At 68.2% G+C, this 25,586-nt stretch carries 25 protein-coding genes; 13 read left to right on the top strand and 12 right to left on the bottom strand.

Translation table 11 applies throughout. The annotated features are described in order from the left end of the window. Window positions 1–34: 34 nt before the first annotated feature. From ACOAMO_RS04095 to ACOAMO_RS04085, 3 genes are all read right to left on the bottom strand, one after another. On the bottom strand, window positions 35–1,354 hold the full coding sequence (locus tag ACOAMO_RS04095; RefSeq protein ID WP_420176320.1) for a hypothetical protein: 1,320 nt from the start codon (window positions 1,352–1,354) through the stop codon (window positions 35–37). Between the two features lie 53 nt (window positions 1,355–1,407). Then, window positions 1,408–3,324 carry a penicillin-binding transpeptidase domain-containing protein gene (locus ACOAMO_RS04090; RefSeq protein ID WP_420176319.1) on the bottom strand — a complete coding sequence of 639 codons (1,917 nt, stop codon included), beginning with the start codon at window positions 3,322–3,324 and terminating at the stop codon, window positions 1,408–1,410. 71 nt (window positions 3,325–3,395) lie between these two features. Next, on the bottom strand, window positions 3,396–3,665 hold the full coding sequence (locus tag ACOAMO_RS04085; RefSeq protein ID WP_420176318.1) for a hypothetical protein: 270 nt from the start codon (window positions 3,663–3,665) through the stop codon (window positions 3,396–3,398). 183 nt (window positions 3,666–3,848) lie between these two features. Here ACOAMO_RS04085 and ACOAMO_RS04080 point away from each other — a divergent pair, with 183 nt between their 5' ends. Then, window positions 3,849–4,964, top strand: a complete 1,116-nt coding sequence (locus ACOAMO_RS04080; RefSeq protein ID WP_420176317.1) for an LLM class flavin-dependent oxidoreductase — start codon at window positions 3,849–3,851, stop codon at window positions 4,962–4,964. Window positions 4,965–5,203: 239 nt separating this feature from the next. Continuing rightward, on the top strand, window positions 5,204–5,578 hold the full coding sequence (locus ACOAMO_RS04075) for a hypothetical protein (protein ID WP_420176316.1): 375 nt from the start codon (window positions 5,204–5,206) through the stop codon (window positions 5,576–5,578). An 11-nt stretch (window positions 5,579–5,589) separates the two neighbouring features. Here the strand turns inward: ACOAMO_RS04075 and ACOAMO_RS04070 are convergent, their stop codons facing one another. Then, the gene (locus ACOAMO_RS04070; protein ID WP_420176315.1) at window positions 5,590–6,912 is read right to left on the bottom strand and encodes an MATE family efflux transporter; all 1,323 of its coding nucleotides are present in this window, start codon (window positions 6,910–6,912) and stop codon (window positions 5,590–5,592) included. A 130-nt stretch (window positions 6,913–7,042) separates the two neighbouring features. Here ACOAMO_RS04070 and ACOAMO_RS04065 point away from each other — a divergent pair, with 130 nt between their 5' ends. Next, window positions 7,043–7,675 (top strand): CE1759 family FMN reductase, encoded by a 633-nt coding sequence (locus tag ACOAMO_RS04065; protein WP_420176314.1) that lies wholly within the window; start codon window positions 7,043–7,045, stop codon window positions 7,673–7,675. Between the two features lie 2 nt (window positions 7,676–7,677). Here ACOAMO_RS04065 and ACOAMO_RS04060 read toward each other — a convergent pair whose 3' ends face one another. From ACOAMO_RS04060 to ald, 3 genes are all read right to left on the bottom strand, one after another. Continuing rightward, window positions 7,678–8,202, bottom strand: a complete 525-nt coding sequence (locus tag ACOAMO_RS04060) for an Lrp/AsnC family transcriptional regulator (protein ID WP_420176313.1) — start codon at window positions 8,200–8,202, stop codon at window positions 7,678–7,680. 10 nt (window positions 8,203–8,212) lie between these two features. Further along, complete coding sequence (locus ACOAMO_RS04055; RefSeq protein WP_420176312.1) at window positions 8,213–9,736, bottom strand: amino acid permease; 1,524 nt, start codon at window positions 9,734–9,736, stop codon at window positions 8,213–8,215. A gap of 112 nt (window positions 9,737–9,848) precedes the next feature. After that, the gene (ald, locus tag ACOAMO_RS04050; protein WP_420176311.1) at window positions 9,849–10,964 is read right to left on the bottom strand and encodes an alanine dehydrogenase; all 1,116 of its coding nucleotides are present in this window, start codon (window positions 10,962–10,964) and stop codon (window positions 9,849–9,851) included. A 726-nt stretch (window positions 10,965–11,690) separates the two neighbouring features. Between ald and ACOAMO_RS04045 the strand changes: the two genes are divergently transcribed. The 9 genes from ACOAMO_RS04045 (at window position 11,691) to ACOAMO_RS04005 (ending at window position 20,590) form a co-directional block, all read left to right on the top strand. Next, entirely contained in the window at window positions 11,691–12,368 is a 678-nt protein-coding gene (locus ACOAMO_RS04045) for an SAF domain-containing protein (RefSeq protein ID WP_420176310.1), read from the top strand. A 1-nt stretch (window position 12,369) separates the two neighbouring features. Next, window positions 12,370–13,242, top strand: coding sequence for a hypothetical protein (locus ACOAMO_RS04040; protein WP_420176309.1), 873 nt, complete (start codon window positions 12,370–12,372; stop codon window positions 13,240–13,242). Window positions 13,243–13,322: 80 nt separating this feature from the next. Beyond that, window positions 13,323–14,723, top strand: coding sequence for a CpaF family protein (locus ACOAMO_RS04035; RefSeq protein WP_420176961.1), 1,401 nt, complete (start codon window positions 13,323–13,325; stop codon window positions 14,721–14,723). A 131-nt stretch (window positions 14,724–14,854) separates the two neighbouring features. Continuing rightward, window positions 14,855–15,610, top strand: coding sequence for a type II secretion system F family protein (locus tag ACOAMO_RS04030; protein WP_420176308.1), 756 nt, complete (start codon window positions 14,855–14,857; stop codon window positions 15,608–15,610). A gap of 1 nt (window position 15,611) precedes the next feature. Further along, entirely contained in the window at window positions 15,612–16,520 is a 909-nt protein-coding gene (locus ACOAMO_RS04025) for a hypothetical protein (RefSeq protein ID WP_420176307.1), read from the top strand. 77 nt (window positions 16,521–16,597) lie between these two features. Further along, a complete protein-coding gene (locus ACOAMO_RS04020; RefSeq protein WP_420176306.1) occupies window positions 16,598–16,789 on the top strand; it encodes a hypothetical protein in 192 nt (63 codons plus the stop codon). A 62-nt stretch (window positions 16,790–16,851) separates the two neighbouring features. Then, on the top strand, window positions 16,852–17,187 hold the full coding sequence (locus ACOAMO_RS04015) for a TadE/TadG family type IV pilus assembly protein (protein ID WP_420176305.1): 336 nt from the start codon (window positions 16,852–16,854) through the stop codon (window positions 17,185–17,187). Continuing rightward, a complete protein-coding gene (locus tag ACOAMO_RS04010; RefSeq protein WP_420176304.1) occupies window positions 17,184–17,651 on the top strand; it encodes a TadE/TadG family type IV pilus assembly protein in 468 nt (155 codons plus the stop codon). Before ACOAMO_RS04015 ends, ACOAMO_RS04010 begins: the two co-directional genes overlap by 4 nt. Then, window positions 17,648–20,590 carry a LysM peptidoglycan-binding domain-containing protein gene (locus ACOAMO_RS04005; RefSeq protein ID WP_420176303.1) on the top strand — a complete coding sequence of 981 codons (2,943 nt, stop codon included), beginning with the start codon at window positions 17,648–17,650 and terminating at the stop codon, window positions 20,588–20,590. The genes ACOAMO_RS04010 and ACOAMO_RS04005 overlap by 4 nt, the downstream gene beginning before the upstream one ends. Before the next feature lie 3 nt (window positions 20,591–20,593). Here the strand turns inward: ACOAMO_RS04005 and ACOAMO_RS04000 are convergent, their stop codons facing one another. Next, window positions 20,594–21,298 carry an SGNH/GDSL hydrolase family protein gene (locus tag ACOAMO_RS04000; protein ID WP_420176302.1) on the bottom strand — a complete coding sequence of 235 codons (705 nt, stop codon included), beginning with the start codon at window positions 21,296–21,298 and terminating at the stop codon, window positions 20,594–20,596. A 126-nt stretch (window positions 21,299–21,424) separates the two neighbouring features. On the opposite strand from ACOAMO_RS04000, the gene ACOAMO_RS03995 reads away from it, so the two are divergent. Continuing rightward, the gene (locus tag ACOAMO_RS03995; protein ID WP_420176301.1) at window positions 21,425–21,979 is read left to right on the top strand and encodes an NADPH-dependent FMN reductase; all 555 of its coding nucleotides are present in this window, start codon (window positions 21,425–21,427) and stop codon (window positions 21,977–21,979) included. Between the two features lie 41 nt (window positions 21,980–22,020). Here the strand turns inward: ACOAMO_RS03995 and ACOAMO_RS03990 are convergent, their stop codons facing one another. The 4 genes from ACOAMO_RS03990 to ACOAMO_RS03975 are packed head-to-tail and all read right to left on the bottom strand — an operon-like array spanning window position 22,021 to window position 25,515. Continuing rightward, complete coding sequence (locus ACOAMO_RS03990) at window positions 22,021–22,791, bottom strand: fructosamine kinase family protein (protein WP_420176300.1); 771 nt, start codon at window positions 22,789–22,791, stop codon at window positions 22,021–22,023. A gap of 3 nt (window positions 22,792–22,794) precedes the next feature. Next, window positions 22,795–23,238, bottom strand: a complete 444-nt coding sequence (locus ACOAMO_RS03985; RefSeq protein WP_420176299.1) for a hypothetical protein — start codon at window positions 23,236–23,238, stop codon at window positions 22,795–22,797. 60 nt (window positions 23,239–23,298) lie between these two features. After that, window positions 23,299–23,487: a hypothetical protein gene (locus ACOAMO_RS03980; RefSeq protein ID WP_420176298.1), complete on the bottom strand. Its 189-nt coding sequence runs from the start codon at window positions 23,485–23,487 to the stop codon at window positions 23,299–23,301. A gap of 3 nt (window positions 23,488–23,490) precedes the next feature. Further along, entirely contained in the window at window positions 23,491–25,515 is a 2,025-nt protein-coding gene (locus tag ACOAMO_RS03975; protein ID WP_420176297.1) for an MMPL family transporter, read from the bottom strand. Between the last annotated feature and the right edge of the window lie 71 nt (window positions 25,516–25,586).

The raw sequence follows: 25,586 nt of genomic DNA, 5'->3' as shown, positions 1-25,586 counted from the left end.
CCGCTGCCCGGGTGGCGGAGCCGCTCCAGATGCGCTACCGCCTCGTGATGATGGCCGTGACCAGGCCATTGGCCGTGATGGAGACCTGGTGGGGATCCAGGCTTCCGGCCGGTGGCGCCTGCCATGTGTCCTCGTCTTGGCCCACCACGGATTGCAGCCACGCCACGGCCTCGAAGTCGAGCTCGCGCACGGGGGCTTGGAACCGTTGCAGGATTCCGGTGAACAGTGTGGCCGATCCGCCGGGAAGCTCCATCAACGAGCCGGTGGCCAGCCCGAGCCTGGTGTTGATGGTGGCCTTCGGCTTGCGCCAGGCGATCTTGGCCTTGTTGGCTGCCTCCTTGCCCTGGGTTGCCTCCACCAGGTCTGGATCTGCCGACCACTGGGCCAGTCGTTCTGCGTCCAGCAGTGCCTCGTGGTCGACGAGATCCTCTGCGTCGAGGTCCACCGGCGGTGGCTCCTTGCCTTCCCTCCCCCTGCCTGCCCGGGCAGGGCCAGCCTGGCCCAGCACGATTTCCGTCGCGCTTGGGGGCTCCTGCTTCTCCAGGAGGCGCTCCTCGTGGTACTTCCTCGCCCGCTCGTTGTCCACCTCGGCACCGACGAGCCCGTCCTGGTGGCTGGGCGGATCAACTGCCCAGACCTGGATGTGCCCGCGGCCGCTCACGGTCCGTGTGGCCAGTCCTGGCAGGATGGCCCCATTCACAGTGACGGAAGCGAGCTGCTCCACTGCAGACGCCAGGATCTCGACGTGTTTGGTGCGCGAGGACAGCTTGGTGCCCTTGGACTCCAGCAGGAAGAAGTTGCGGCGCAGTGGGTTCCCGACCGGCGCCCCGGAGACGATCCAGTCCGGCCGTTTCTTCGAGCCCGGAATCTGGCTCACCTGGGGTGCCCGGGTTCCGTAACGACTGCTGAGGCACCCCTCCACGTCGAAGAAGCGGATGCCGTTCACCTGGTACTGGCTCTCGAGCCACCGCTGGGCGGCCAGCAGGCTGAATCCGACGCCGAGCTCGTCGGAAACCGCCGTGCGCCCGTGGTGGCTGTACCAGTCAGCCTCGGCACCGGCACACAGTTCACCCCCGATGTCCTCGAAGAAGTAGAGGTACTTCAACATCGGCCACTGGAAGGAGTGAGGCCCAGACGTCAGTGGTGCCGCAGGTGTGCTCACCTGGCCCAACAGGTGCAGCAGGTCGATGACGCCCACGGGCCACGCACCGTGCAGGGCCGGGACCGCCGTGACGACCTTGCTGGAGCCTGTGGCGCGCAAAGCGACGTCCGCGGCCAGGGGAGCATCACTGGTGCCGCGAACCGTTCCCGTCGGCAGCTGGAAGGGCAGGGGCAGGCCCGCGGTCTGGCTCATGACACGAGACTAGGGATGGGGCGCTGGTGCCGAGCGGATTCGGGAAGTGAATCTCACCCCAGGAAGCTCTTGATGATCGGGGCCGCCGACTTGGAGCCGGATTCGCCCTCCTTCACCAGGGCGGCGACCGCGACGTCGTCGTTCCACGCGATCATCCAGGCGTGAGTCTGGGGCGGCGTCTGGGTGCCGAATTCTGCGGTGCCGGTCTTGGCGCCGGTCACCTCGCCCGACAGCACCCTGCCGGAACCATTGGTGACGACGGCTCGCATCATCGTCTGCAAGTGCTGGGCTTCGTCGTGGGTCAGGGCCTTGCCCTGCTGGGTGGGTTGCTTGCCGACCACCAGCCACGGGACGACGGTCTTGCCGGAGGCGACCGAGGCGGCCACACCGGCCATCGCCATCGGTGAGGCCTCGATCTTGCCCTGCCCGATCATGTCCGCAGCCTTGGTCACCGGATCGCTGGCCTGCGGCACGGAGCCGAAGAAGGAGGTGAATCCGGCGTCGTGGTCGACTCCCATCCCCAGGCTCGCTGCGGCCTCGGCCAGGTCATCGGGGCCGAGCTGTGGCGCACTGGCCAGGAAGGCGGTGTTGCATGAATTGGCCAAGGCCTCGGTGAGGGTGATGCGGCCCACCTTGGAGCTGGGGAAGTCCTTGTAGTTACGAAAGACGCGGCCATCGACGGTGGTGGTGGCAGTGCAGGGCACCAGGCTCTCGGGACGAAGACCCTTGCGCAGCAGTGCCAGCGAGCTGACCACCTTGAAGGTGGAGCCGGGGGCATAGCGGCCTGCGGTCGCGTCGGGGTTCGCGCCGGCGGCCGGGGAATTGGCCGCGGCCAGGATCTCTCCGGTGCCCACCTTGAGCGCCACCAGGGAGGCGATGCCCTTCTGCTGGGCCAAGGCCTGTTCGGCACGGGCCTGCAGGGCGCGGTCCAGGCTGATGACCAGCGGCGCACCGGGCTTGGCCGGCTCGTCGTGAAGCACCTTGCCCGCCGGTGCCGGGCTGCCCGAGACCTCGGGGGATGCGGCGGTGCTGGCAGAGGTGCGCGGCACCACCTCGACGCGATGCCCGACGGTGCCGCGCAGCTGCGCGTCGTAACGCTGCTGCAGCCCGCTGATCCCCACCACGTCGCCGGGCAGCAGGTCACCCTTGGACTGTTTGGTCATTTCGGGAGTGGCCCGGCCGGCCGTCCCCAGGATCGAGGCGGCGAAGGTGGCGCTCTGGGCCAGCGGGATCTCCACCGCTCGCACGTCGACGCCGCGCATCTCGGTCACCAGGCCGGGCACCTTGCCCTCACGCAGGGTGATGGCCGGGACGAAGGCGGCGGGTTCGTCGGCCAGCACCCGTGCGGCATAGCGATCCGGGTCCACACCCACTTCCTCGGCCAGGACCAGGGCGGTCGCCCGCCACTCGTCCTTCGGAATGGTCGCCTTGTCGACCCCGACGCGGTAGGCGACGGTCTGCTCCATCAGCGCCAGACCGTCGGTGCCATTGATCGGAGCCCGCCGGGGAAGATCGCGCACATGGCGCAGCCGGGTGTTGCCGTCAAGGTCGGGCTGCACGATCCGCGGCTGCCACTGCACTGCCCATCCCTTGTCGGGAACGTGCTCGAGGGGCGCGGTCGTGGTCCACGTCAGCGTGTGTGCGCCCAGCGGGAGCTTGTGCTCCAGGGTGGCGGTGGCCGTGGTGGCCTCGTGGTCATAGGTGATCTGGGAGGCAGTCACGGTGGGGCGCAATCCGTCCATGCCCGCCATCACGATCTGCAGCTCGGCCTGGGCGGCGGATCCGGAGGCGGTCATCGGGAGCTTGGAGACGTCGCCCGCGCTCAGCGCCGAGGCCAGTTGGGCGGCCAGGGGGTCTGCTGGGCTGGTGCCTTTGGGGGGTTCGGTCTCGCTGGGGCCGATGCAGGCGCTGAGGACCAGCATCACGCTGATCATGATGGCGATTCGTCCGGCGATGGTCCTGGATGACATGGTCCTCGATGACACGATCCCTCCTGGCGTTTCACCGATGCTATGACGATCCCCTGAAAAGGATGAATATTTCAGGCGTTGGCATGCCGCGAGTCGCTCGCGCCTGTTGCCGCGGCGTATTGCAGCAGTGGCCGCGCCCGGAACTGACTGCCGGGATTCTGCGCGGCCCGCGCGGTGGCCGAGCGTTCCGCCTCGCGACGAGTCGGAAAGCAACCATGAATGGTCTCGGTGGTGGGGAGGGCGCGGTGGGGAGTGGGGCGGGTCTCCACGCACAGCCAACCCATCAGCGAGGCTGATGCCTGGTCATCGTCGGTGAGGGCAGGCCAAGTGTGCTGGTCCATGTGGTGCGGTCGTTTCGGTGGGGTTCGGGTGGCGGGGGCCGAGTTGATTCTCACTGTTGCTGAGCCAAAGCGCCACCCCTCGACGGGGATGCTGCTGGCCGTCCCGGGAATGAAAGAGCTTCGTCATCCGTTATGGTAGTTGAAACTTGAACAAAATGAAGTGGATGAGCGAAGGAGAATCGGATGCAGATCGGCATCTTCACCATCGGCGACGTGACCGCCGATCCCACCAATGGCACGACTCCCACCGAGCGCCAGCGCATCAAGGACACCGTCGCCATCGCGAAGAAGGCCGAGGAGATCGGGCTCGACGTCTTCGCCACCGGCGAGCACCACAACCCGCCCTTCATCGCACCCGCCAACCCGCCGATCCTGATGGCACACCTCGCCGCACAGACCGAGAAGCTCATCCTCTCCACCGCCACCACGCTGATCACCACCAATGATCCGGTGCGGCTGGCCGAGGACTACGCCTACGCGCAGCACCTGGCCGACGGCCGCATCGACCTGATGCTCGGCCGCGGCAACACCGGACCGGTCTACCCGTGGTTCGGCAAGGACATTCGCCAGGGCATCAACCTCGCCCTGGAGAACTACAACCTGCTGCACCGGCTGTGGCGCGAGGACGTCGTCGACTGGCAGGGCAAGCACCGCACGCCCTTGCAGGGCTTCACCGCGACGCCCCGGCCGCTGGACGCCGTGCCGCCCTTCGTGTGGCACGGATCGATCCGCAGCCCGGAGATCGCGGAACAGGCCGCCTACTACGGCGACGGCTTCTTCCACAACAACATCTTCTGGAACATCGAGCACACCACCCAGATGGTCAACCTGTACCGCCAGCGCTTCGAGCACTACGCCCACGGCAAGGCGGAGCACGCGATCGTCGGGCTGGGTGGGCAGTTCTTCATGCGCAAGAACTCGCAGGATGCGGTCAAGGAATTCCGCCCCTACTTCGACAACGCACCGGTCTACGGGCACGGCCCGTCGCTGGAGGAGTTCAGCCGCATGACGCCGCTCACCGTCGGATCACCGCAGCAGGCGCTGGAGCGCTACCTGGGCATGACCGAGCACGTGGGTCACTACCAGCGCCAGCTCTTCCTGATCGACCACGCCGGACTGCCGCTCAAGACCGTGCTGGAGCAGATGGACCTGCTGGGCGAGATCCTGCCCCAGATGCGCAAGGGCTACGCCGAGGGTCGGCCCGCCGACATCCCCGAGGCGCCGACCCACGCGTCGATGGTGGCCGAACGCGCCGCCGTGGCCGAGGCCGCCCAGGATCGCTTCGGTGGACAGTACTGAGAGAGGCACCTTGTGGGGAGCTTTTCCACCGACATCGGTGGGAAAGCTCCCCACTTCTCGTGCCGTCACCCATGTGCCGGTAGTCAGGAGGCTGTCCCGCGATCGGGGGACATTTCGACCCCCGATTCTGAGCGCCCCGTGTGAATGAACGCCGCCAGGACGAAAAATCCCAATGTGACGCGTAACGTCGTGCTCGACGTCGGGCTGGGGGGCCTGGCGGCACACAAGGGGGAAAACACATGCAGGACTCGACCCATCTGGGTTCGAAGATTCAACGCAACACCAGCCTGGCTGGCGTGGCGCTTGCGGGGGCAGCGCTCGTGGCCTGGGGCATCATCACCGGGGCCTTGTGGCTTCCGCTGCTGCTGTTGCCATTCAGCGTCATGATGGGGCTGGAGATGAGCGTTCGTCGCAACCGGGAGCAGCAGGTGGCCCAGGCCGCCGTCGCCCCGATCCCGCACAAGCGCACCCAGCAGACCGCGGAGGTCTTCGACCTGGCGGCAGCCCGCGCCACCCGCGTGGTGGTTCGCGACGACCAGCCCCGCGAGGAACTGGCACCCGTCGTCCACGTCGACTTCCGTCGCAATGCGCAGCCCTTGCGCGCGATTGGCTGATCCAGCCCGGTTCAGGCGCCCAGCCGCATCCACGCGGTGCTGCGCGCCCGGACGGTCAACGTGGCCACTCTGGCCACCAGATAGCCGCCATAGGCCACCCACAGCCAGACCACTCCCGAGCGGGTGTGGTTGACCATGAGTGCCATGGGCACGTAGACCACCGTGGCGACGAAACCGGCGAAGGCCAGGTACTTGGCATCGCCGGCCCCGATCAACACCCCGTCCAGCACGAAGACGATGCCGGCGATCGGCGTGATCAGGGCCAGCACCAGCAGTAGTTGCATCAGCAGCTGCTGCACCTGGGCGTCCGGCGTGAAGACCGGCGCGAGCAGCCCACGCACCAAGGCCAGCAGCACGCCGAAGACGATGCCGCCGCCCACGCCCCACCAGCACAACTTGGCGGTGATGGCCCGCACCCGGTCTGGCCGTCGCGCTCCCAGCTCATGGCCCACCAGGGCCTGGGCGGCGATCGCCAGCGCATCCAGCGCCAGGCACAGGAAGGCCCAGATGGAATTGGTCACCTGGTGGCCTGCCAAGCCGATCGCGCCGGTGCGCGCCGCCACCATCACCGTGACGGCCAGGCTCAGCTGCAGCCACACGCTGCGCGCCACCAGCCACACTCCGCCGCGAGCGGCCTGCAGCACACCGGCGGGGTTGATCCGCAGCGTGGTCCCCGCGGCCCTCGCTCCCCGCAGGACCACCCATGCCAAGGTGGCCGAACCCACGGCCTGGGCCAGCACCGTGCCCAGCGCGGAGCCGCGGATCCCCAGGTGCAGCTGATACATGAAGATCCAGTTCAGGCCGATGTTCACCAGGTTCATGCTCACCGCCACCACCAGCGGGGTGCGGGTGTCCTTCAACCCACGCAGCACCCCGGTGGAGGCCAGCATGAGCAAGAGCATCGGCAGGCCCCAGCCCGCGATCCGCAGATAGGCCACTGCCTGCGCGGAGACCTCCGACGAGCCGCCGTACCAGCCGATGACCGTGGGTGAGAAGGCCTGCAGCAACAGCGCCAGCACCAGTCCCAGGCCAAGGCCCAGGGTCATGCCGTCGATGCCGGCGGCCAGGGCGCGGGGCTTGTCACCGGCGCCGACCCGACGCGCCACCAGGCTGGTGGTGCCGTAGGCCAGGAAGACGCACAGACCATTGATGATGCTCATCACGCTGCTGGCCAGCCCCAGCCCGGCCAGCTGCGTGGTGCCCAGGTGCCCCACCATGGCCGAATCGGCCATCAGCAACAGGGGCTCACTCACCAGCGTCGCGAAGGCCGGGATGGCCAGGACGGCGATCTCTCGGCTGAGGTTGCGGGGCTGGTGTGTGGTGGGCGAAGTCACGCCGACACTCTAGGTCTTTGCCTCTCGCGCGCCGCCATGGGAACCGTTTGCCCCGGCCCGCTCTGGGGACCCGTCGCGGGAATGCCTGGGCCCTTGGGTGCGTTGGAATGACGAAAGGTTGTGAGTCGAGTTGAAGATCGTTGTCATCAGTGCCGGGCTTGGGGATCCGTCGAGCAGTCACATGCTGGGGGAGAGCCTGGCCACGGCCACCGGCGCCCCGCAGGTGCACCACATCGAATTGCGCCTGTTGGCCCATGACCTGGTCAATGCGCTGCTCACCCGGGTGCAGTCACCCGAGGTGGAGCGCGCGGTCCAGGAAGTGGTCGATTCCGACGGGCTCATCGTGGTGAGCCCCATCTTCAATGCGTCCTTCTCTGGGTTGTTCAAGATGTTCTTCGACGTGCTGCATGAGGGTGCGCTGCTGGACAAGCCAGTCCTGCTTGCCGCCACCGGCGGCACACCGCGTCATTCGCTGGCGATCGACCAGGCGATGCTGCCGTTGTTCTTCTACCTCAAGGCTGCCGTGGTGCCCACCAGCGTCTTTGCCGCCACCGAGGACTGGGGTGATACGAGCTCTGGGCTGCAGGAGCGAATCGCCAAGGCCGCCAAGGAACTCGTGGCCATGGTTCGGGTGCGCCAGGGGACATCCCTTGAGGATGAGCTGGACGAAGGAAGTCCGGCACCGCAGAAGAAGGCGCGATCGGCGACCGCGGGGGACTTCACCATCACCAAGAGCTTCGAGGAGATGTTCGACGCGATCTGAGGTCAGTCGGCCTGTGGTGGTGCGTTGAAGTTGGTGCCGCGTCGGTGCTCCAGCACCACCGAGGTCTCGGTGCTGGCGATGGCGCGGTGCTCGCTCAGGTCGTGCAGCACGAAGGAGCGCAGCTCCATGGGATCCTGGGCGGCCACCCACAGGACGAAGTCGTAGTGGCCGCCCAGGAAGAAGACGTCCAGCACCGCCGGCAGTTTGGCCAGCCGTTCGGTCTCCGGCTGCAGTTCCTCGCGGGAGCTGGGGTGGATCCGGACGAAGATCAGCGCCTGCAGGGGGCGTCCGATCGCGGCGGTGTCCACCTCGGCATGGATTCCGGCAATCACCCCCGCCTCCCGTAGGGCCTGGACACGTGCATGGCTTGTCGACTCGGCGGTCTTGGTGGCCGCGGCGAGCGCCGCATTGCTGATCCGGCCGTTGTCCATCAGCAACCTGATGATCTGGTGGTCGGTGGCGTCCAGCTGACGTGGGCCGCGGCTCCGTGGCCCACCCTGGGCGTGGTGTGAGGCGTCCTTGGTCACATGGTCGAGACTACTGATCCTGGGTGCGGCCGTGTGCAGCAGCCCCGTGTGCAGCCTCCTCGATCTCGCGCAGGGCGTCGAAGTCCAGCTTGGCGTGATGGCGCTTCTCCGGACCCATCAGGCGGTACAGCAGCGCCATGAAGCCGATCCAGATAGGAGCGGCGAGCAGGGCCATCCGGGAGTCCTTCGAGAGGGCCAGCACGACGAAGATGGCTGCGAAGAAGACCAGCGTCGCAATCGGCATGAAGCGCGGCAGCGGCATCTTGAAGGCGCTGGTGGCGTGGCGCTCGGGGAACTTCTTCAGGTAGCGCATGTAGCTGTACATGATCAGGCCCCACACGGAGATGTAGAGCACCGAGGAGACACCGGCGATCATGCTGAAGGCCTCCATCACCGAGCCCTCGATCGAGACCATGATGATGGCTGGTGAAATGCACAGGGCGGTCAGGAAGAGGGCATTGCGGGGGATGTGGCGGCTGGACAGTTCGGCGAAGCGCTGCGGTGCGTCGCCCTCGCGGGCCAGGCCGTACATGATGCGCGAGGTGGAGTAGACACCCGAGTTGGCCGATGACGCGGCCGAGGTGAGCACCACGAAGTTGATCACGTGGAAGGCGATCACGATGCCGACGAAGCCGAACATCGTCACGAAGGGGCTGTGCTCCGGATCGATCAGGTCCCACGGAACCACCGACATGATGACGCCCAGCGCCAGCACGTAGAAGATCAGCACACGGGCGGGGATCGAGTTGATGGCCTTCGGCAGGTTGTGCGTCGGATCGGCGGTCTCCGCGGCGGCGGTGCCGGCCATCTCGATGCCTTGGAAGGAGAAGATGGCGATTTGGAAGCCGGCGAGGAAGCCGGAGATGCCCGTCGGGAAGAATCCTCCGCGGTCCCACAGGTGCGCGACGGAGGCGGCCGGGGCGCCGGCCTGCGGAGGCTGGAAGGCGGTCAGGGCCAGGTAGCCACCGACGAAGATGAGGGCGACGATCGTGACGATCTTGATCATCGCGAACCAGAACTCCAGCTCACCGAAGAGCCTGACGGCCACCATGTTCAACCCGGTCAGCAACAGCACGGTGCACAGGGCGGGGATCCACTTGGGCAGGTCCGGATACCAGACGGACAGGTAGCCACAGATGGCGACGGTGTCGGCGATGCCGATGACCACCCAACACATCCAGTAGGTCCAGCCGATGTAGAAACCGGCCCAGGGGCCGATCAGGTCCGTCGCGAAGTCAGCGAAGGACTTGTAGGCCAGATTGGAGAGCAGCAGCTCGCCCATGGCTCGCATCACGAAGAAGAGGAAGAAGCCGATGATCATGTAGACGAGCAGGATCGACGGGCCAGCGAGGTGGATGGTGCGGCCGGATCCGAGGAACAGGCCGGTGCCGATGGCGCCGCCGATGGCGATGAGCTGCAGGTGTCGGTTGGTCAGGCCACGCTGCAGCTGGACTTCTTGCGCGCCCAGACCCGTGGTTGGGCGCCGTGCATTCGGTGGGACCGGGCCGGTCTGGGTCGTGTTCTGGTCGGTCATGGAGGACTCCCTTGTCTTCTCCGGGTTTGCTTGGTCTTGTAGGTGTTTCCTGATGGTGCCAGTGGGCGGGGGCTGCGACATTGCAACCCCCGCCACATGGCCTGTGTGCGGACTACTTCAGGACATCCTCGACGGGGGTGTACTCCAGGTCGAAGGCCTCGGCGACACCCTTGAAGGTGCACTTGCCGGCGTGGGTGTTGAGGCCCTTGGCGAGAGCCGGGTCATCGATCAGTGCCTGCTTCCAACCCTTGTCCGCGATGCGCACGGCGTAGGGGAGGGTGGCATTGGTCAGCGCCCAGGTGGAGGTGTTCGGGACGGCGCCGGGCATGTTGGCCACGCAGTAGAAGACCGAGTTGTGGACCATGAAGGTGGGATCGGCGTGCGTGGTGGGGTGCGAGTCCTCGAAGCAGCCACCCTGGTCGATCGCGACGTCGACGAGCACGGAGCCCGGCTTCATCTGGGAGACCATCTCGTTGGTGACGAGCTTGGGAGCCTTGGCACCGGGGATCAGTACGGTGCCGATGACCAGATCAGCGGTCAGCACCTGCTCGCGCACCGTCAGCGCCGAGGAGGCCAGGGCGTGGACCTTGTTGCCGTAGCGCCAGTAGCTCTGGCGCAGCTTGTTGAGGTCGACGTCGAGGATGGTGACATCGGCACCCATGCCCATGGCGATCTGCGCCGCATTTTGACCGGCGACGCCGCCGCCGAGGACGACGACCTTGGCCTGCTGGACACCGCCGACGCCCCCGAGCAGCTCGCCAAGTCCACCATGGGGCTTCATCAGGTGTGTGGCGCCCATCTGCGGGGCCAGGCAACCTGCCACCTCACTCATCGGGTAGAGCAGCGGCAGTGAACGGTCGGGAAGCTGCACCGTCTCGTAGGCGATGCCGGTGGTGCCGGCCTTGAGCAGTGCGTCGGTCTGGGGCTTGTCGGCGGCCAGGTGCAGGTAGGTGAACAGGATCATGTCCTCGCGCAGGAAGCCGTATTCCTGCTCGATGGGCTCCTTGACCTTGATCACCATCTCGCCCTTGGCCCAGGTCTCTTCGGCCGTTTCGACCATGGTGGCGCCCTGCTCGATGTATTCCTCATCGGGGATGGCGGAGCCGAGGCCGGCTCCCTTCTGCACGAAGACCTCATGGCCGTGCCTGACCAGTTCGTGAACGCCGACGGGGGTGATGCCGACGCGGAACTCGTTGTTCTTGACCTCGGTGGGAATGGCGATGCGCATGACAGCTCCTTTGCTGTGCGAGTGACTCCTTGCTGGGTGATGCCGCGGGCTTGCTGGCGGCGTCTTCCCTCGATTCTTGGAGAGGAAGGAGCGTTGCGGAAGACTTTTTACGGTCAATCAGAACAATCTTCGGCGTTTTCGCGGCACGTGAGCGCGTGCGGAGGTGGAAGATCGGTGGATTCCGAAGGATCTTCGGCAAGTTCTCGCGATGAGAGATGGAAGGGTCAATCGTGGCCGCGTGTCGTGCTCATGCACCTCGTGGAATCCCTCGCGCGGGGGCTCCGTCTCGCGGGACGGAAAGGAAGCACGGGGTGATTTCCTGACATCGCCCTTCCCTCTCGTGAAAGACCTTGTCAGGGAGATTCCTGTAAGACGTGGTGGGCCCGGTGCGGGCCCCGGCGAGGATTTCTGGAGCGCTTGGGCCCGCCCGTGTCACCCCACTGACACCCCACTGTCACCCCGTGTCACCCCAGATCGTGGTGTGCGGACCGCAATGCCTGTCCTGATGGGAAAACCGAGAATTTGAAGGGGTGACATGGCTGAGGCGTCATCCACCGGTGCATGGTGTGGACGAACGTTCAACAAGCGGTGCTGGCTAGGAGTTGTGCACAGCGAAGCCGAGTTATCCACAGGTTTTCTGTGGACAACCGTCGGGGTCTGGGGACAACCAGTGGGTGGCCTCTATGGCGGTCGTCCTGTTGACCACCGGCATGCCACTCTCCCTGCATGGCATCCAGGTCTCCCAAGTCGGCGCCGGTGGTCGAGCGCAGCGAGCGTTCCGGGGCGGTGCGCAGCGAGCACTCGCCGACGGCAGCACACCTGCGTCCTCGCAGGAGTCCCCGCCTGGTGGCCGCGGGAGTGCTGATGGCCTGCTTGGGTGGCCTGGGTGCCGCTCTCGCCTTCCAGGAGGCTGCGCACTCCAACCAGGTGGTGGTGATGCAGCGCACCATTCCCCGTGGGGTGGAGATCAAGGCCACCGACGTCTCGGTCGTCACCATCGGCCCGGCTCCCGGCGTGAGGACGGTCCCGGCCGAGCGCCTCCAGAGCCTGGTGGGGCAGCAGGCACTGGTGGACCTGCCGGCCGGATCACTGGTGGCCGAGTCCAGCGTGGGCCGCACACAGCTTCCCAAGGGCATGTCCCAGTTGGGACTGAAACTCGTGGCAGGCCGGGTACCCAATGGTGAACTGCCTGCCGGAACCCGCTTGCAGCTGGTGGAGATCACCTCGGACAAGTCACAGAGCACGGGGCTGGTGGTGGATGCCGAGGTGGTGCTGGCACCCGACCTGATGCCCGACGGAAGCACCCGAACCATGGACGTCGCCGTGCCAGAGGCCCAGGCGCACCGGTTGGCCGATCTGGCCGCCCGCGACCTGCTCAGCGTCGTGCGTCAGGCGGGCAGCTGAGATGGCCGTCATCACGCTGACCAGCGCCACAGGAGCGCCGGGAGTCACCACCACGGCCCTGGGCCTGGCCCTGCAGTGGCCCCGCGACGTCCTGTTGGCCGACTGCGACCGTGACCCCTCGCAGGCCCTGCAGGCGGGATGGCTGCACGGAGTTGACCTTGGGGGCCGTGGGCTGGGGCCACTGGCCAGCGTCCATCGGGAGCAGCGCCATGTGGGCGAGGAGCTGTGGCTGCAGACCGTCAGCCTGCTGCCCACCGCCGAGGCCGATGCCCAGGACCAACCCAACGGTGCGAATCCTCCCGACGCGAAGCATGTCGTGGAACGTCGATTCCTGCCTGGATTCAGCCACCCGGCGGCCAGCGGACTCTTCCTGCCCGTGTGGCAGGACTTCGTCGACGCCTGCGTCGCGCTGGGTGCCAGCGGCACCGACGTGCTGATCGATGCCGGACGGATCGGCAGGGAAGGGCTGCCGGCAGCACTGGTGGCGGGCAGCGACCTGCTGCTGGTCTGTGTGCGCAGTTCCCTGCGTTCCCTGGCCGCACTGCAACTGCACCTGCCGACGCTCCAGAGCCAGGTGGAAGCGATCGGTTGCGCCACTCGCATCGAACTCCTGGTCGTCGGTGCCGGGCGGCCCTATGTCACCGCGGAGGTGGAACGTCAGTTCGCAGTGCCCGTGGCGCATGCCGTCGCCTGGGATCCGCGCCAGGCGGCGGTGCTGAGCGACGGCGAGGCACGGACCTGGGCCGCGCGCCCCCGTCGAGGCGGAGCGTTGGTGCGCAGTCACCGTGCCGGGGCCTCCAGACTTGCCGAAAGAGTCCAGCGACGTTCCGAGGTGGTTGCCGGAACCCGGTCCAGCGGCGAGTGGAGCGCGTGATGGCGCGCCGCGAGACCGCACCCGTGCCTGCCTTGGGAGTTGCCCTGCGCAGTCTGACCGACGCCGGGACCCCGGAGTTCATGGCCGGCAACCAGGCGCTGCAGGGGTGGGTGAAACAGACGAGCGCCTCTCGTCCCGCGACGTCCACCGCGGTCAGCGCCCTGGACGTCGACTGGTCCGTGGTGGTGCTCCTGCGGCGCCGCGCCTCCGAACAGATCAGTGACACCGGTGACCTGTGGGCTCGTGAACACGGACGCGCGATGCAGCCCGAGGACCGCCGGATGATGGGACGTTCCATCATCCGCCAGGTGGTGCGTGCCCATGCCGAGGAATTGGCGCGGCAAGGGCAGGCGCTGTGGCCCATCGAGCTGGAACAGGCGTGCGCGACCGCCGTGGAGGATGCCATCTTCGGCTATGGCCGCCTGCAGCCACTGTTCGAGATTCCCGATGCGGAGAACATCGAGATCCACGGGTGGGATTGCGTCGTGGTGCAGTACGGCGACGGCCGACGAGAAGAGCACCCGCCGGTGGCCGACTCCGACGAGGAGCTGGTGGAGGCCATTCGCTTCCTAGGGGAGTCTGCCAGCCCCAGCCGCCCCTTTGACGACGCCCACCCGATGATGACGCTCTCGCTCGGTGACCGGTTCCGACTGCACGCCATCGGCTTTGGCCTGAGCTTCAGACCCAGCATCGTCATCCGGCAGCACATCCTCACCAGCGTCACGCTCGCCGAGCTGGCCGAGGGCGGGATGATGCCGCTGGAGTTGGCAGAGCTGCTGCACCGGGCGATCCTGGCCCGCAAGTCGATGGTGATCTCGGGCGATCAGGGCGCGGGAAAGACCACCCTGCTGCGCGCCCTGATCGGGGCGATTCCCGAGACCGAGCGCTTCGGCACGCTCGAGACCGACTACGAACTCCTCACGCACCTCCAGGCGGGGCGACGAAACATGGTTGCCCTGCAGGCCCGTATCGGCATGGGGGAACGCGGCGCGGACGGCAGTCGGATGGGGGAGTTCACCATCAGCGACCTGATCCCCGAGGCGCTGCGGCAGAACCTTTCGCGCATCATCGTCGGTGAGGTGCGTGGTGGCGAGGCCTCCGCCATGTTCGAGGCAATGCAGTCCGGCGCGGGAAGCCTGTCCACCACGCACTCACACTCGGCCTCCTCCACCATGGACCGCCTCGCCTCACGAGTGGCACAGGGCGGTGTGCTGGGCGTCGATGAGGCCTATCGCCAGATCGCCCACAACATCCACCTGCTGGTGCACGTACAGCTGGTGGATGACACCTGGCGCGGGGGGACCCGCAGCAGACACGTCGCCGAGGTCCGGATGCTGACCGGTGCTATCGAGGGTGGCCGTCCGATCACCCACCTGCTGTACCGGGCCGCCTCGCCGACACGCCCGGCCGTCTGGCACCCCGATCCACAGCTTGTGGATGAACTGGCGGAATTCACGGGCAGTTTCGAGGCGACGAGATGACTCCCGTCCTGGCAGGAATCTGCGGATTCTGCGTGGTGGCAGGATTCCTGCTGCTTGCGGAGGGCCTTCTCCGCCGTCCCAGAGAGTTGTCCACAGCCAAGTCCACAAGCCTGTGGACAACTGTGGAAAGGATGTGGCGGCGGCGCACCCGCCGACAGCGCATCCACCTCGTCGCTGCCGCGGTCCTGACCGTCATCGCCTTCCTGCTGACGGGCTGGCCCGTGCTCCTGGTCCTCGTGCCACTGCTCACCCTGGGGCTGCCCGCGCTGCTGTCCGACCCACCCAACCGCGACGTCGAGGTGCTCGAGGCCCTCGATCGTTGGGTGCGGGCACTGGCCGCATCCTTGCCCACCGGCAAGTCGGTGACCGACGCCATCCGTGCCACGGCGGGCCAGGCACCCGAGCGCATCCGAGGGCCGGTACAACTCATGGTGGTCAGGCTGGATTCCCGGTGGACCTCTCGTGAAGCCCTGCTCGCGCTGGCCGACGACCTTGACAGTCCCGACGCCGATGCGGTGATCGCGGCCCTGGTGCTGTCCGCGCGTCGCGGTGGAGTGGGCGCAGCCACCACCCTCGGTGAACTGGCCGACTCCATCCAGTCACGATTGCGAGCCCTGCGCGAGATCGAGGCCGAACGTGCCAAGCCCCGCGTCGTGGTGCGTCAGGTGACCCTCATCAGCGTCGTCGCGCTGGGGCTGGCCATGCTGATGCAACCGCACTTCTTCGCCCCCTACCGCAGCCCGATCGGGCAGGTGGTGCTGGGCTCACTGTTGCTGTCCTATGCGGGATCACTGGTCGTGATGCGCAACATCACCCGGCCACGACGACGCGAACGCATCCTGCGGCCACTGGCCGCACCCGTCCCCGGGGCGGTGGGCGATGCGTGACATGACCCTGGTCCTCGTGGCCTTCTGCGGCACGGTCCTGGCCACAGGCGTGTTCCTGGTGCTGACCGGTCTGCGCTCCCGGCCACCCCGGCTCGACGATGCCCTGGCCGCGCTGGCCGAGCGCGATCCAGCCGCGAGGGGGAGCATCACTGGGTGGTCGACTGCCGTCAGCGACGAGGATCCGTTGAGCCGGTTGGGGGCCTGGGCCTTCACCCGGTTGCGCCTGCCGCTGTCGGACCGTACCCGGCGTGTCCTGGGGCTGCGCGGTCGATCCATTGGTGACTTCTTCGCCGAGAAGCTGATTCTCACCAGCGTGGGGCTGGCTGCCCCACTGGTGCTCAGCGCCATCGTGCTCGGGCTCACCGGAGTGGTGGCGCCGGTGCCGCTGGTGCTGTCGCTGGGAGCAGCGACGCTGGGCTGGTTCTGGCCCGACATCTCGCTGCACCGCAGCGGCCGCGCGGTGCAGGCGGACGCGGGGGAGGCGCTGCACACCTTCTTCGACCTGGTCACCCTGGAACGGCTGGCCAACTCCTCGTCGAGCCAGGCCATGATGGCCGCCGCCTCGGTCTCGGAGGTGCCGCTGTTCGTCCGTCTGCGGGGCGCCGTGGAACGTGCGCGGCTGGAGCAACGCCCGCCGTGGAACGAATTGCGGCGCCTGTCACAGGAACTGGAACTGCCGGCGATCGCCGACATGGCCGACGTGATGCGACTCGACGAGCAGGGCGCGGCGCTGGCCGACACCCTGCGTGCTCGAGTCAAGGAGCTGCGTGACTCGCACCTGATGGCGGAGAAGCTCACCGCCCAGGAGATCTCGGAACGCATGACCGTCTGGATGGTCATTCCCTCGGTGGTCTTCGGCCTCACCTTCCTGGCCCCACCGATCCTCAAGCTGCTCGGAGTGGCGGGATGAGCCCACTCTCCGAGCGTTGTCCACAGGCTGTGGACAAGTGAAACCCGATGCACACACTGTTGGTGAAAGGACCCGACATGAACATCTCCGCCCTGATTGGACTCGTCGTCCAGCTGCTCAATCCCACCGAGGCCGCCCTCGTCCGCCGCGACGAGCGTGGTCTGTCCCAGTCCACCGAGAACGCCGTCCTGCTCGCCGGAGCGGTCGCGGTGGCAGTCATCGTCGTCACCGCGGTCACCCAGTACGTGCAGTCCAACATGCCCAAGTAGACGCCATGCCCTCTGCCGTGATGCCGGTCGGTCGGTGCCTGCGCGTGCGCGACCAACGAGGCATGTCCGAATCCGTCCAGTGGACCATCCTGTTGCCGCTGCTCATGCTGATGGTGCTGGGCGTGGTGCAGGCCGCGATCGTGCTGTACGGCCGCAGCGTGGCGGCTGCCGCAGCGCTGGCGGGAGCCGAGGCGCAGGCACTGGCAGGGGCCCACGCCAACGTCGCCAGTCAGGTGGCACGAGACGTGGCCGAGCAGGGCGGCCTGCGCGACGTCCGGATCAGCGTCGACCGGGATGCCGACATCACGGTGCAGGTGGCAGCCAGGGTCGACACCTTCTGGGACATCGGCCCCACCCAGGTCAACGGACGGGCCGTCATGCCCCGGGAGGAGTCATGACAGGTCGGTGGCGGCGCCGGAGCCAGGGAAGGAACCAGCGGGGCAGGAACCAGCGGGGCGCCGCGGCGATCGAGGTCGTGGTGCTGGTTCCGGCGCTGGTGCTGGTCCTCGGCGTCCTGGTCGCGGGATGGCGGTTGTGGTCGGCTCGCACGCAGGTGGTGGATGCGGCCGGCGCAGCAGCTCGAGCCGCCACCCTGGAACGCAGCGGTGGGGCGGCCCGGCTGCGCGCCGAACGGGTGGCCGCCGCCAACCTCGACGCCTTTGGCCTGTCGTGCGAGCCGGCCGCCGTCGACGTGGACACCTCGGGTTTCCTGCGCCCCAGCGGATCGACGGCCGACGTCCGGGTGGCGATCTCATGCCAGGTGCCACTGGACGACCTGGTGGCACCGGGACTGCCGGGCCACTGGCGGGTACGGGCGGCAGGCACGCATCGGCTCGACACATTCAGGGAGAGGACACCATGACGCGACAGGTGAAGGGCACGGCGGCGCTGCTGGCACTGTGCGTACTGGTGCTGGGAACACCGTGGCTGCTGCTGCGGGTGGGGCAGCTCGGAGCCCTGCGCGGACTGGACTGGTCCAACCTGCTGGTGCTGCCCGACACCGGCGGTGTGTTGCTGGCCGCCATGACGCTGGCCGGATGGATGGCATGGGCAGTCTTCACCAGCTCGGTGGTTGCCGAGCTGGTCGCAGTGCTCACCCGTGAACGGCTGCGGGTCAGGATCCCGGGCACTTCGGCACTGCAGCCCCTGGTGGCGATGCTGGTGTTGGCCGCGGTCTCGATGCTCGGTCTCGGCACCGCGGCAGCATCTCCCGCCCCGACGCCTGCACCTGCAGGAGAGGGTGCCCAGCAGGCTTCCGGATCGCCGACCGGAGCCGAGGTCTCGTCACCTGGAAGCAAGCCGTCCCCCGAGACGCAAGCCCCGAACGGAGCGCAGCCGACAGTCACTGGCGGGCACGGCAGGTCCCACGTGCCGGCGGCAAGCGAGAGCCCGGGAGGTCGCCCAACCGGTGCAGCGGCTGGCACCAGCGCAACCGCGTCGACGGCAGGAACCCGTGCCGCCCCTGAGTCCCGGCCTGCAGAACGGGAACACGAGGTGGTGTCAGGTGATGACCTGTGGACGATCGCCGAGCGGCACTACGGCGACGGAACGCAGTGGCGTCGGATCGCTCGCGCCAATGGTCTGGATCCGGCGGCGGTGCTTGCCGTGGGGATGCGGCTCGTGCTCCCCGGCCTGGTGGCGCCGCCCGCACCCGCTCCCGAAGGGATGGCGACCCCCGAGGAGGAGTCCTCTCCCCACGTGACGGTCGGCGCCGGTGACACCCTCAGTGGACTGGCGTCCAGACATCTCGGAGAGGCCAGCCGCTGGCCGGAACTTCGTGCGGCGAACCGCGACCTCGTCGTCGACCCCGACCGGATCGAGGCGGGGTGGCGGCTGAGACTCCCGACGGTAACCGCGGAGGAAGAGCGTGCAGCCGAGCACCGGGAGTCCACCAGCAATCCGCCAGCGGATGCGGACGCCGCGTCCCAAGCCACTGCAGCCGCCGAGCCGGATCAGGCAGCAGCTGCGCCTCCCCCGGAGACGGGTGCCCAGAAATCCGGGCACGTCCTGCCCGAAGCGCCAGCGACGACCGTCCGGCCGCAGCCGACTGGTCATACCGAAGCCACGACGGCGCCAGACGAGGGCCTTCCCGAGGCAGAACTGACGTCGGCCCCGACGGATCTGCTGACCCATGCCGTGCGTGCGGGGCTGGGGGTGCTGCTGGCCGCGGGCCTGGCTGGTGCACTGGCCGCCCGACGACGGGGGCAGCTGCTGCAGCGGGGGCTGGGGCGTCGGCTGCCCGAACCATCCAAGGAGAACCAACGCTTCGAGGCGGCTCTGGCCATGGTTGCGGACGAGGCGCCCGAACCCGCCGCGGCACCCCCCGCGGCGATCCTGTTGGGAGTCGACGAGCAAGGCCAACCGGTGCTGCACGACCTGGAAGCGGCGGTGACCACCACCGTCGGTGGGGATCCCGAGGTGGCCGACGGCCTGCTGGCCGCGACGGTCACCGGACTGGCGCTGCACCCCTGGTCGGCCGACAGCCGGGTCACCATCGTGGGTGACCTGCCCTGGATGGCGAGTCTGGAAGAGCCCGGAGTCGTGGTCATGCCGGGTCACGACCAGGCACTGGAGGCGCTGGAGCGTGTGGCCGTGAGGAGGCGCGTCGCCCTGGGGCGGGCCAGGATGAGCGACGGTGGCCGCTCGAGGACGGTGCCCGAGCTGCGTCAGGACCCAGAGCTCGGAGAGGCCTGGGCACCCGAGGTCTTCGTCCTGGCCAGTGCGCCGGAGACGGCTGTGTGGGAGCGCGTCAAGCACATCCTGGATGGTGCGCCGCTGGGGATCAGCATGCTCATCCGGTGCGACGACCAGGCGATGGCCGGGGACCACATCGACGTCCGTGACGCAGACCGGGCCCACAGGCGCAGCGATGGCTGCGACTTCCGACCCCACCATGTGGATCCCGAGGCGCGACGTGCCCTGGTGGAGCTGTTCAAGACCACCGGCCAAGCCACCACGCCCGCACCGTGGTGGTGCCACGACGACGACCTTCCCCCGAACCTTGCGCTGATCGAGCCGCGCCGGCCCGCCCCCAACCACGACGAGGAGATATCCGTGGAGACCTCTGGCAGCCTCCATCCCACCCTGTTGCTGCTGGGGCCAGTGGAACTGCACGGCTGTCGCGGCGCGGAACCGAGCCGCGCCCGGCGCCAGTGCATCGAGTACTGCGCCTGGATCCACCAGAATCCCGGCCGAACCTCCACCACCATGTCGCGTGAGTTGATGGTGGCCGAGGGCACCCGCCGCTCCAACATGAGCCGCCTGCGCAACTGGTTGGGCAGTGACCCCGACGGTCAGCCCTACCTTCCCGACGCCTACTCGGGCCGGATCCAGCTCCACCCGGGGGTCGACACAGACTGGGAGCATCTGCAGCTGCTCATCGCTTCGGGAGTGAACCGCACCTCGACGGAGGCCCTGACCGAGGCCCTCGAACTGGTCAGGGGAGCGCCGCTGGCGGACACCGCGCCCGGGCAGTGGCACTGGGCCGAGGCGCTGCGCACCGACATGGTCTCGGTCATCCGCGACGTCGGAGTAGTGCTCACCGAGCGTGCCCTACAGCTGCACAATCTCGACCTGGCCCGGTGGGCAGCAGCACGGGCACTGGCCGCGGCGCCCCACGACGAGCTGCTGATGCAGGCCCGCATCCGCACCGAGCACCAGGCGGGCAACCGGCTCGAGGTGGAACGCCTGGTGCTGCAGCTCACCCGTCACGCTCGCGGTCTGGGCGTCGATCTGCGCGACGAGACCGTCACCCTGATGCAGGAGGTGATGGAGGGGCGCCGCCGCGTCCGGCACGCCTGAGGCTCAGGCCAGGATCGCGGCGGCGAGCATGGTGGCCAGACGTCGTTGCCCGGCAAGCCCCAGATGCAGGCCATCATCTGCCCAGTCGTCGGCAGCGGTGCCCAGCCCGCGCAGCCCCACGAAGGAGATGCCACGCTCGGCGCACACCTGATCACTGGCCCGATCAAGGGCGCGGCAGTCCTCATCCAGCAGTGCCGTCAGCGGCCACGACAACTTCGGCGCCCGGCCCAGGGGCGGGCACCCCGCCACCACCACTCGGGGCACCCGAGCCAACAGTCCCAGCGAGGAACCGAGCTGCTCACGCCACTCCCGGGGCGAGGTGCGGGCCAGGACGTCGTGCATGCCCACCATCACCACCACCGCATCAGCGGCCGGGCTCACCTGCTGCACCAGTCGGCCGTGCAGGCCCAGCGACGAGGATCCCGGCTCCGCCAGCACCTGCCACAAGACCTCACGCCTCAGACCATCGGCCACCGTCTGCCCCACCGTGCCCGGCAGGCCCTCCGCTGCGGAAGGAGCCCCAGCCCCGGTGGCCGTCGCGTCCCCCAACAGCACCAGGTGGAAGCGGCCCTGCTCTCGTGCCCCTCCGGCGGGGGAGGCCACGCCGTGCGGCGCATCGGGTGGCAGCTCCACATCCGCCAGGTCGCCCAGCAGGCGCTCGCCCTGCGCCACGGCGAAGGGGCGCAGTAACGCCGAGAGCGGATTCATGCCCGAAACCCTACAACCGCACGTTCCCGTGGGAGAGGATGGACCAGACCCAGTGGTAGAGCGTTCAAGCATCTTCTCGCCATCGCAGGGCCCCCAGACAGCAACCGGAGCAACCACAGGAGCAACATGAAGATCGCCATCATCGTCGGAAGCACCCGCCAGAACCGCGTCGGCAAGCAGGTCGGTGACTGGGTGGCTGCCCGCGCCGAGACTCGCACCGATGCCACCTATGAACTGCTCGACCTGGCCGACTACAACCTGCCCTTCATGACCAGCCCCACCCCGCCCGCCGCGCTCGGCAAGCAGTACCCCGAGCCGGAGATCCAGGCCTGGAGCAAGAAGATCGACGAGTTCGACGGCTATGTCTTCGTCACCCCCGAGTACAACCACGGCGTGCCCGCCGCCCTGAAGAATGCCGTCGACGTGCTCGGCAACGAGTGGAGCAAGAAGGCCATCGCCTTCGTCGGCTACGGCGCCAACGGCGGCGTGATGTCGGTGGAGAACTGGCGCAACATCATCGCCAACTTCAACATGTACGACATTCGCAATGCCCTGGCCATCAACCTGTTCACCGACTTCGCCGACGGCAAGTTCCAGCCCGCCGAGCGGCTGGTCGGCGAGATCAACGACCTCTTCGACACCCTGGTGCCGGCTGCCAAGGCCATGGCCACCCTGCGCTGAACCGTCGCTGCGACGGCAGTGTGTTTCACGTGGAGCAGCCGTCAGGCGTAGTCAGCAGCGATCTGGCCCGCCCGACGGCCGTAGCCACCACCGAAGAGCACCGCATGTACCAGCAGCGGATGCAGTTGGTGCAGACCGATGCGCTCCCGCCATCCCGGCTCGGGATCGAAGGCCTCCACCCAGGCTGACTGGATCCGTTCCAGCAGCGGCGCGCCGAACAGGTGCAGCATCGCCAGGTCGGTCTCGGCGTGCCCGCCATGCGCCGCGGGATCCACCAGGACCACTCCCTGTGGGGTGAACATCACGTTTCCGGCCCACAGGTCGCCGTGGATCCGGGCAGCTGGGCGCCCGTCGTCGAACTCGCCCGACTCCAGGCGCTCACAGACGGCCTCCACCAGTCGCAGCGAGGCATCATCCAACGACCCCGAGGCGTGGGCCTGCCGCGCGAAGGGCATCACTCGGTGGTGGGCGTAGAACTCGCCCCACCGCTGCAGGGGCTGCTGCGGCATCGGCAGGACGGCAGCACCGATGAATCCGTCACCACGCCATCCGTCAGGTGCTGCCCCGAATCCTGCGGCTCCGCTGAGGTGGGTCGCTGCCAGTTGCCGACCGAAGGTCTCCGCGGCATCACGGGTGGGGGCACACTGCGCCAGGCGCGGCTCGACGATCTTCTCCTCGTCGACGTCGATCACCGGCACCACTCGGGCCCCGCCATCGGCGGTGGCACGGCCCAGCCACTCCAGGCCCAGCGCCTCCCAGCGGAACAGGCCATGGGGTGCTCCCGGCTGCTGCTTCACGAAGGGGGACGGCATGGCTCAGGCCACCCCCAGCAGCACCGATCCGACATAGACGCACAGCACACCAGCCAGGCAGCCGAGCACGGCGGGCAGCCAGGGGCGCGGCCGACGCCAGTGGGCGCGCCTCAGGGTGGCCAAGGCAGCCAGCACGCTGACTGCCGCGGGTGCGACCAGCAGCACCCAGCGGGCGATGCTCTCGGTGGAGTCGGGGGCGCAGCCCATCCGGCACGGGCGTGTCATCCTCAGCACCCCCAGGCCCAGCAGCGAGGTGCTGACGCCGAACAGGGTGAGGGCTGCCAGCGCCAGCGCCACCACCGTCCGGTTGTGCTGCACGGCCGGAGGACGGGAGACATCGTCGATCATCGACTCGGGAACCCCCCGTGCCTTGAGCAACCCCGGGGCAGGCAGGCGAGGCTTGTCGTCGGGGCCCTCCGCGGGGTCCAGGCGGCCGGTCTCGATCATGTGTCCCACTCTATGTCGGTGCCCTGACAGCGGGCAGTTCGTCGTCAGGGCGGCGCCGGATCAGCGCAGCTTGGGAAGGCCGAGCCTTCTCTTGTCGGGCTGCTCCTCGGTGGAGCGTTCGTTGAGTTCGATCCAGCGGGAATCGCAACCAGGGCAGCGATAGACGGGGGCACCCTCGACGCGGTCCTTGGTCTTGATGATGCCGCATCCGTCCTGGCAGGGGTGGCTCTCGATGAAACGTGCAGGCATGCGTCAATCCTGCACGATGGCACGCCGCGGGCGCACGACGGGCGTCCCGGACGAATCGAGACCGACCCGTCGCGGCCACCAGAAACGATCACCCAGCAGCAGTCCCAGGGAAGGCACCAGGACGGTGCGCACCACCAGGGTGTCCAGCAGCACGCCGATGAAGATCACCACGCCCACCTGGGCCAGCACCACCAGTGGCAGCACGCCGAGCACCGCGAAGACCGAGGCCAGCAGGATGCCGGCGCTGGTGATCACGCCACCGGTGGCGGTCAGGGCCCGCAGCATGCCGCGATGTGCTCCGTGTTCGCGCGACTCCTCGCTGGCCCGGGTGATCAGGAAGATGTTGTAGTCGACGCCCAGGGCCACCAGGAAGACGAAGGCGTAGAGCGGCACCGTGCCGTCCATCCGTTCGAAGCCCAGCAGGCCGGTGAAGGCCCACCAGGCCAGACCGAGCGCCGAGACATAGGTGAGCAGCACCGTGGCCACCAGGATCACCGGGGCCACCAGCGAGCGCAGCAAGAGCACCAGGGCCAGGAAGACCAGGCCCAGCACCACCGGGAAGATCACCATGCGGTCTCGGGCATTCGCGTCGGCCTGGTCAAGGCGCTGCGCCTCGGTGCCGCCGACGGCGGTCTCGGGCAGTCCGTGCAGTGCCTCGCGGATCGCGCGCACCTGGTCATCGGACTCGGCGCTGCCCGGGGAGGCATCGGTGACCACCTGCAGCTCTGCCACCGATTCGCCCACGCCGGCGGGACGGACCTGGCTGATCCCGTCGATGCCCTTGATCCGTGCGGTCACGGCCTCGACCTGCTGCGGGGTGGTGGTGATGATCGTCGGATTGGCCGCCCCGGCGGGGAAGGACTCGGCCAACTTGTCGGCGGCGACGATGGACTCGGGCTTGTCCATGAACTGGTCGGAGGGTGCCAGTCCGGTCTGGATCGATCCCATGCCGATGGCCGCCAGTGCCAGCAAGACCGTGGATCCCAGGGCCACCCGGCCGGGCTGCCCCTCGACGAAGCGGCCCACCTTGGCCCACACCGAGTCGCCGTCGGCGATCGAGGCCTCGCCCACCACGGGCGTGCGGGGCCAGAAGATCCACCGGCCGAAGGCCACCAGGGCCCCGGGCAGCACCACGAGGACGAAGAAGGCGGCCACCAGCACGCCGACGGCACACGCCAGCCCCAGGCCGCGCGTGGCCGGGACCAGGGAGAGCACCAGGGTCAGCAGGCCCACGAAGACGGTGGAGGCGCTGGCGATGACCGGTTCGACGGTGCGACGAGCCGCCACCCGGATCGCGTCGTGCCGGTCCTCGTGGCGCCGCAGTTCGTCACGGTAGCGAGAGATCAGCAGCAGCGCATAGTCGGTGCCGGCCCCGAAGACCAGCACGGAGAGGATCCCGGTGGTCGACTCATCCCAGGCCATGCCCAGGGCGGCCAACACGTGGGTGGCCAGGACGGCCGCCAAGCGATCCGCGACGCCCACCACCAACAGCGGGATCAACCACAGCACCGGGGAGCGATAGGTGAACACCAGCAGGATGGCCACCACCAGCGCCGTGGTGCCCAGCAACTTGAAGTTGGCACCGTCGAAGACGGCGCCCAGGTCTGTCTGCACCGCGGCGGGCCCGGTGACCTGGGCGCTGACCCCTTCGGGCAGACCGGTGCGGGACTTCTCGCGCAGGCTGGTGACCTGCTCGTCGTAGTCGGTGGCGCCCACTCCCTGCACGGTCACCGGCACGATCACCGCGGTGCCGTCCTGGCTGGGGATGATGGGCGGCTTGGGGAGGCCGGTGAGTTCGGCGGCCTTGCGCGAGACGATGCCCATGGCCTGTGGCGTCAGCTTCTCCTGGCTGGTGAACAACACGATCGCCTGGCTGGTGTCCTGGTCGGGCAGCTGCTTCCGCGCCTCGGCCACGGCCGCAGACTGGCTCCCCGCGGGGAGCGAGTCCAGCGCGGAACGGTCCCGCGTGGCCTCGCCCAGGGCGACCATCGTGGCGACGGCAGCCAGCAGCAGGGCCAAGGCGAGCAACGGCCAGCCAAGTCGACGGCTCCGGCTGTGCTGCGCCGATCCGGGAGAATGTTGAGATGATGCAGGCGTGC

The organism is Luteococcus struthionis (genome assembly GCF_048595755.1).
In the GTDB taxonomy this organism is placed as follows: domain Bacteria; phylum Actinomycetota; class Actinomycetes; order Propionibacteriales; family Propionibacteriaceae; genus Luteococcus.
This window is presented reverse-complemented; position numbering and strand designations above follow the sequence as displayed.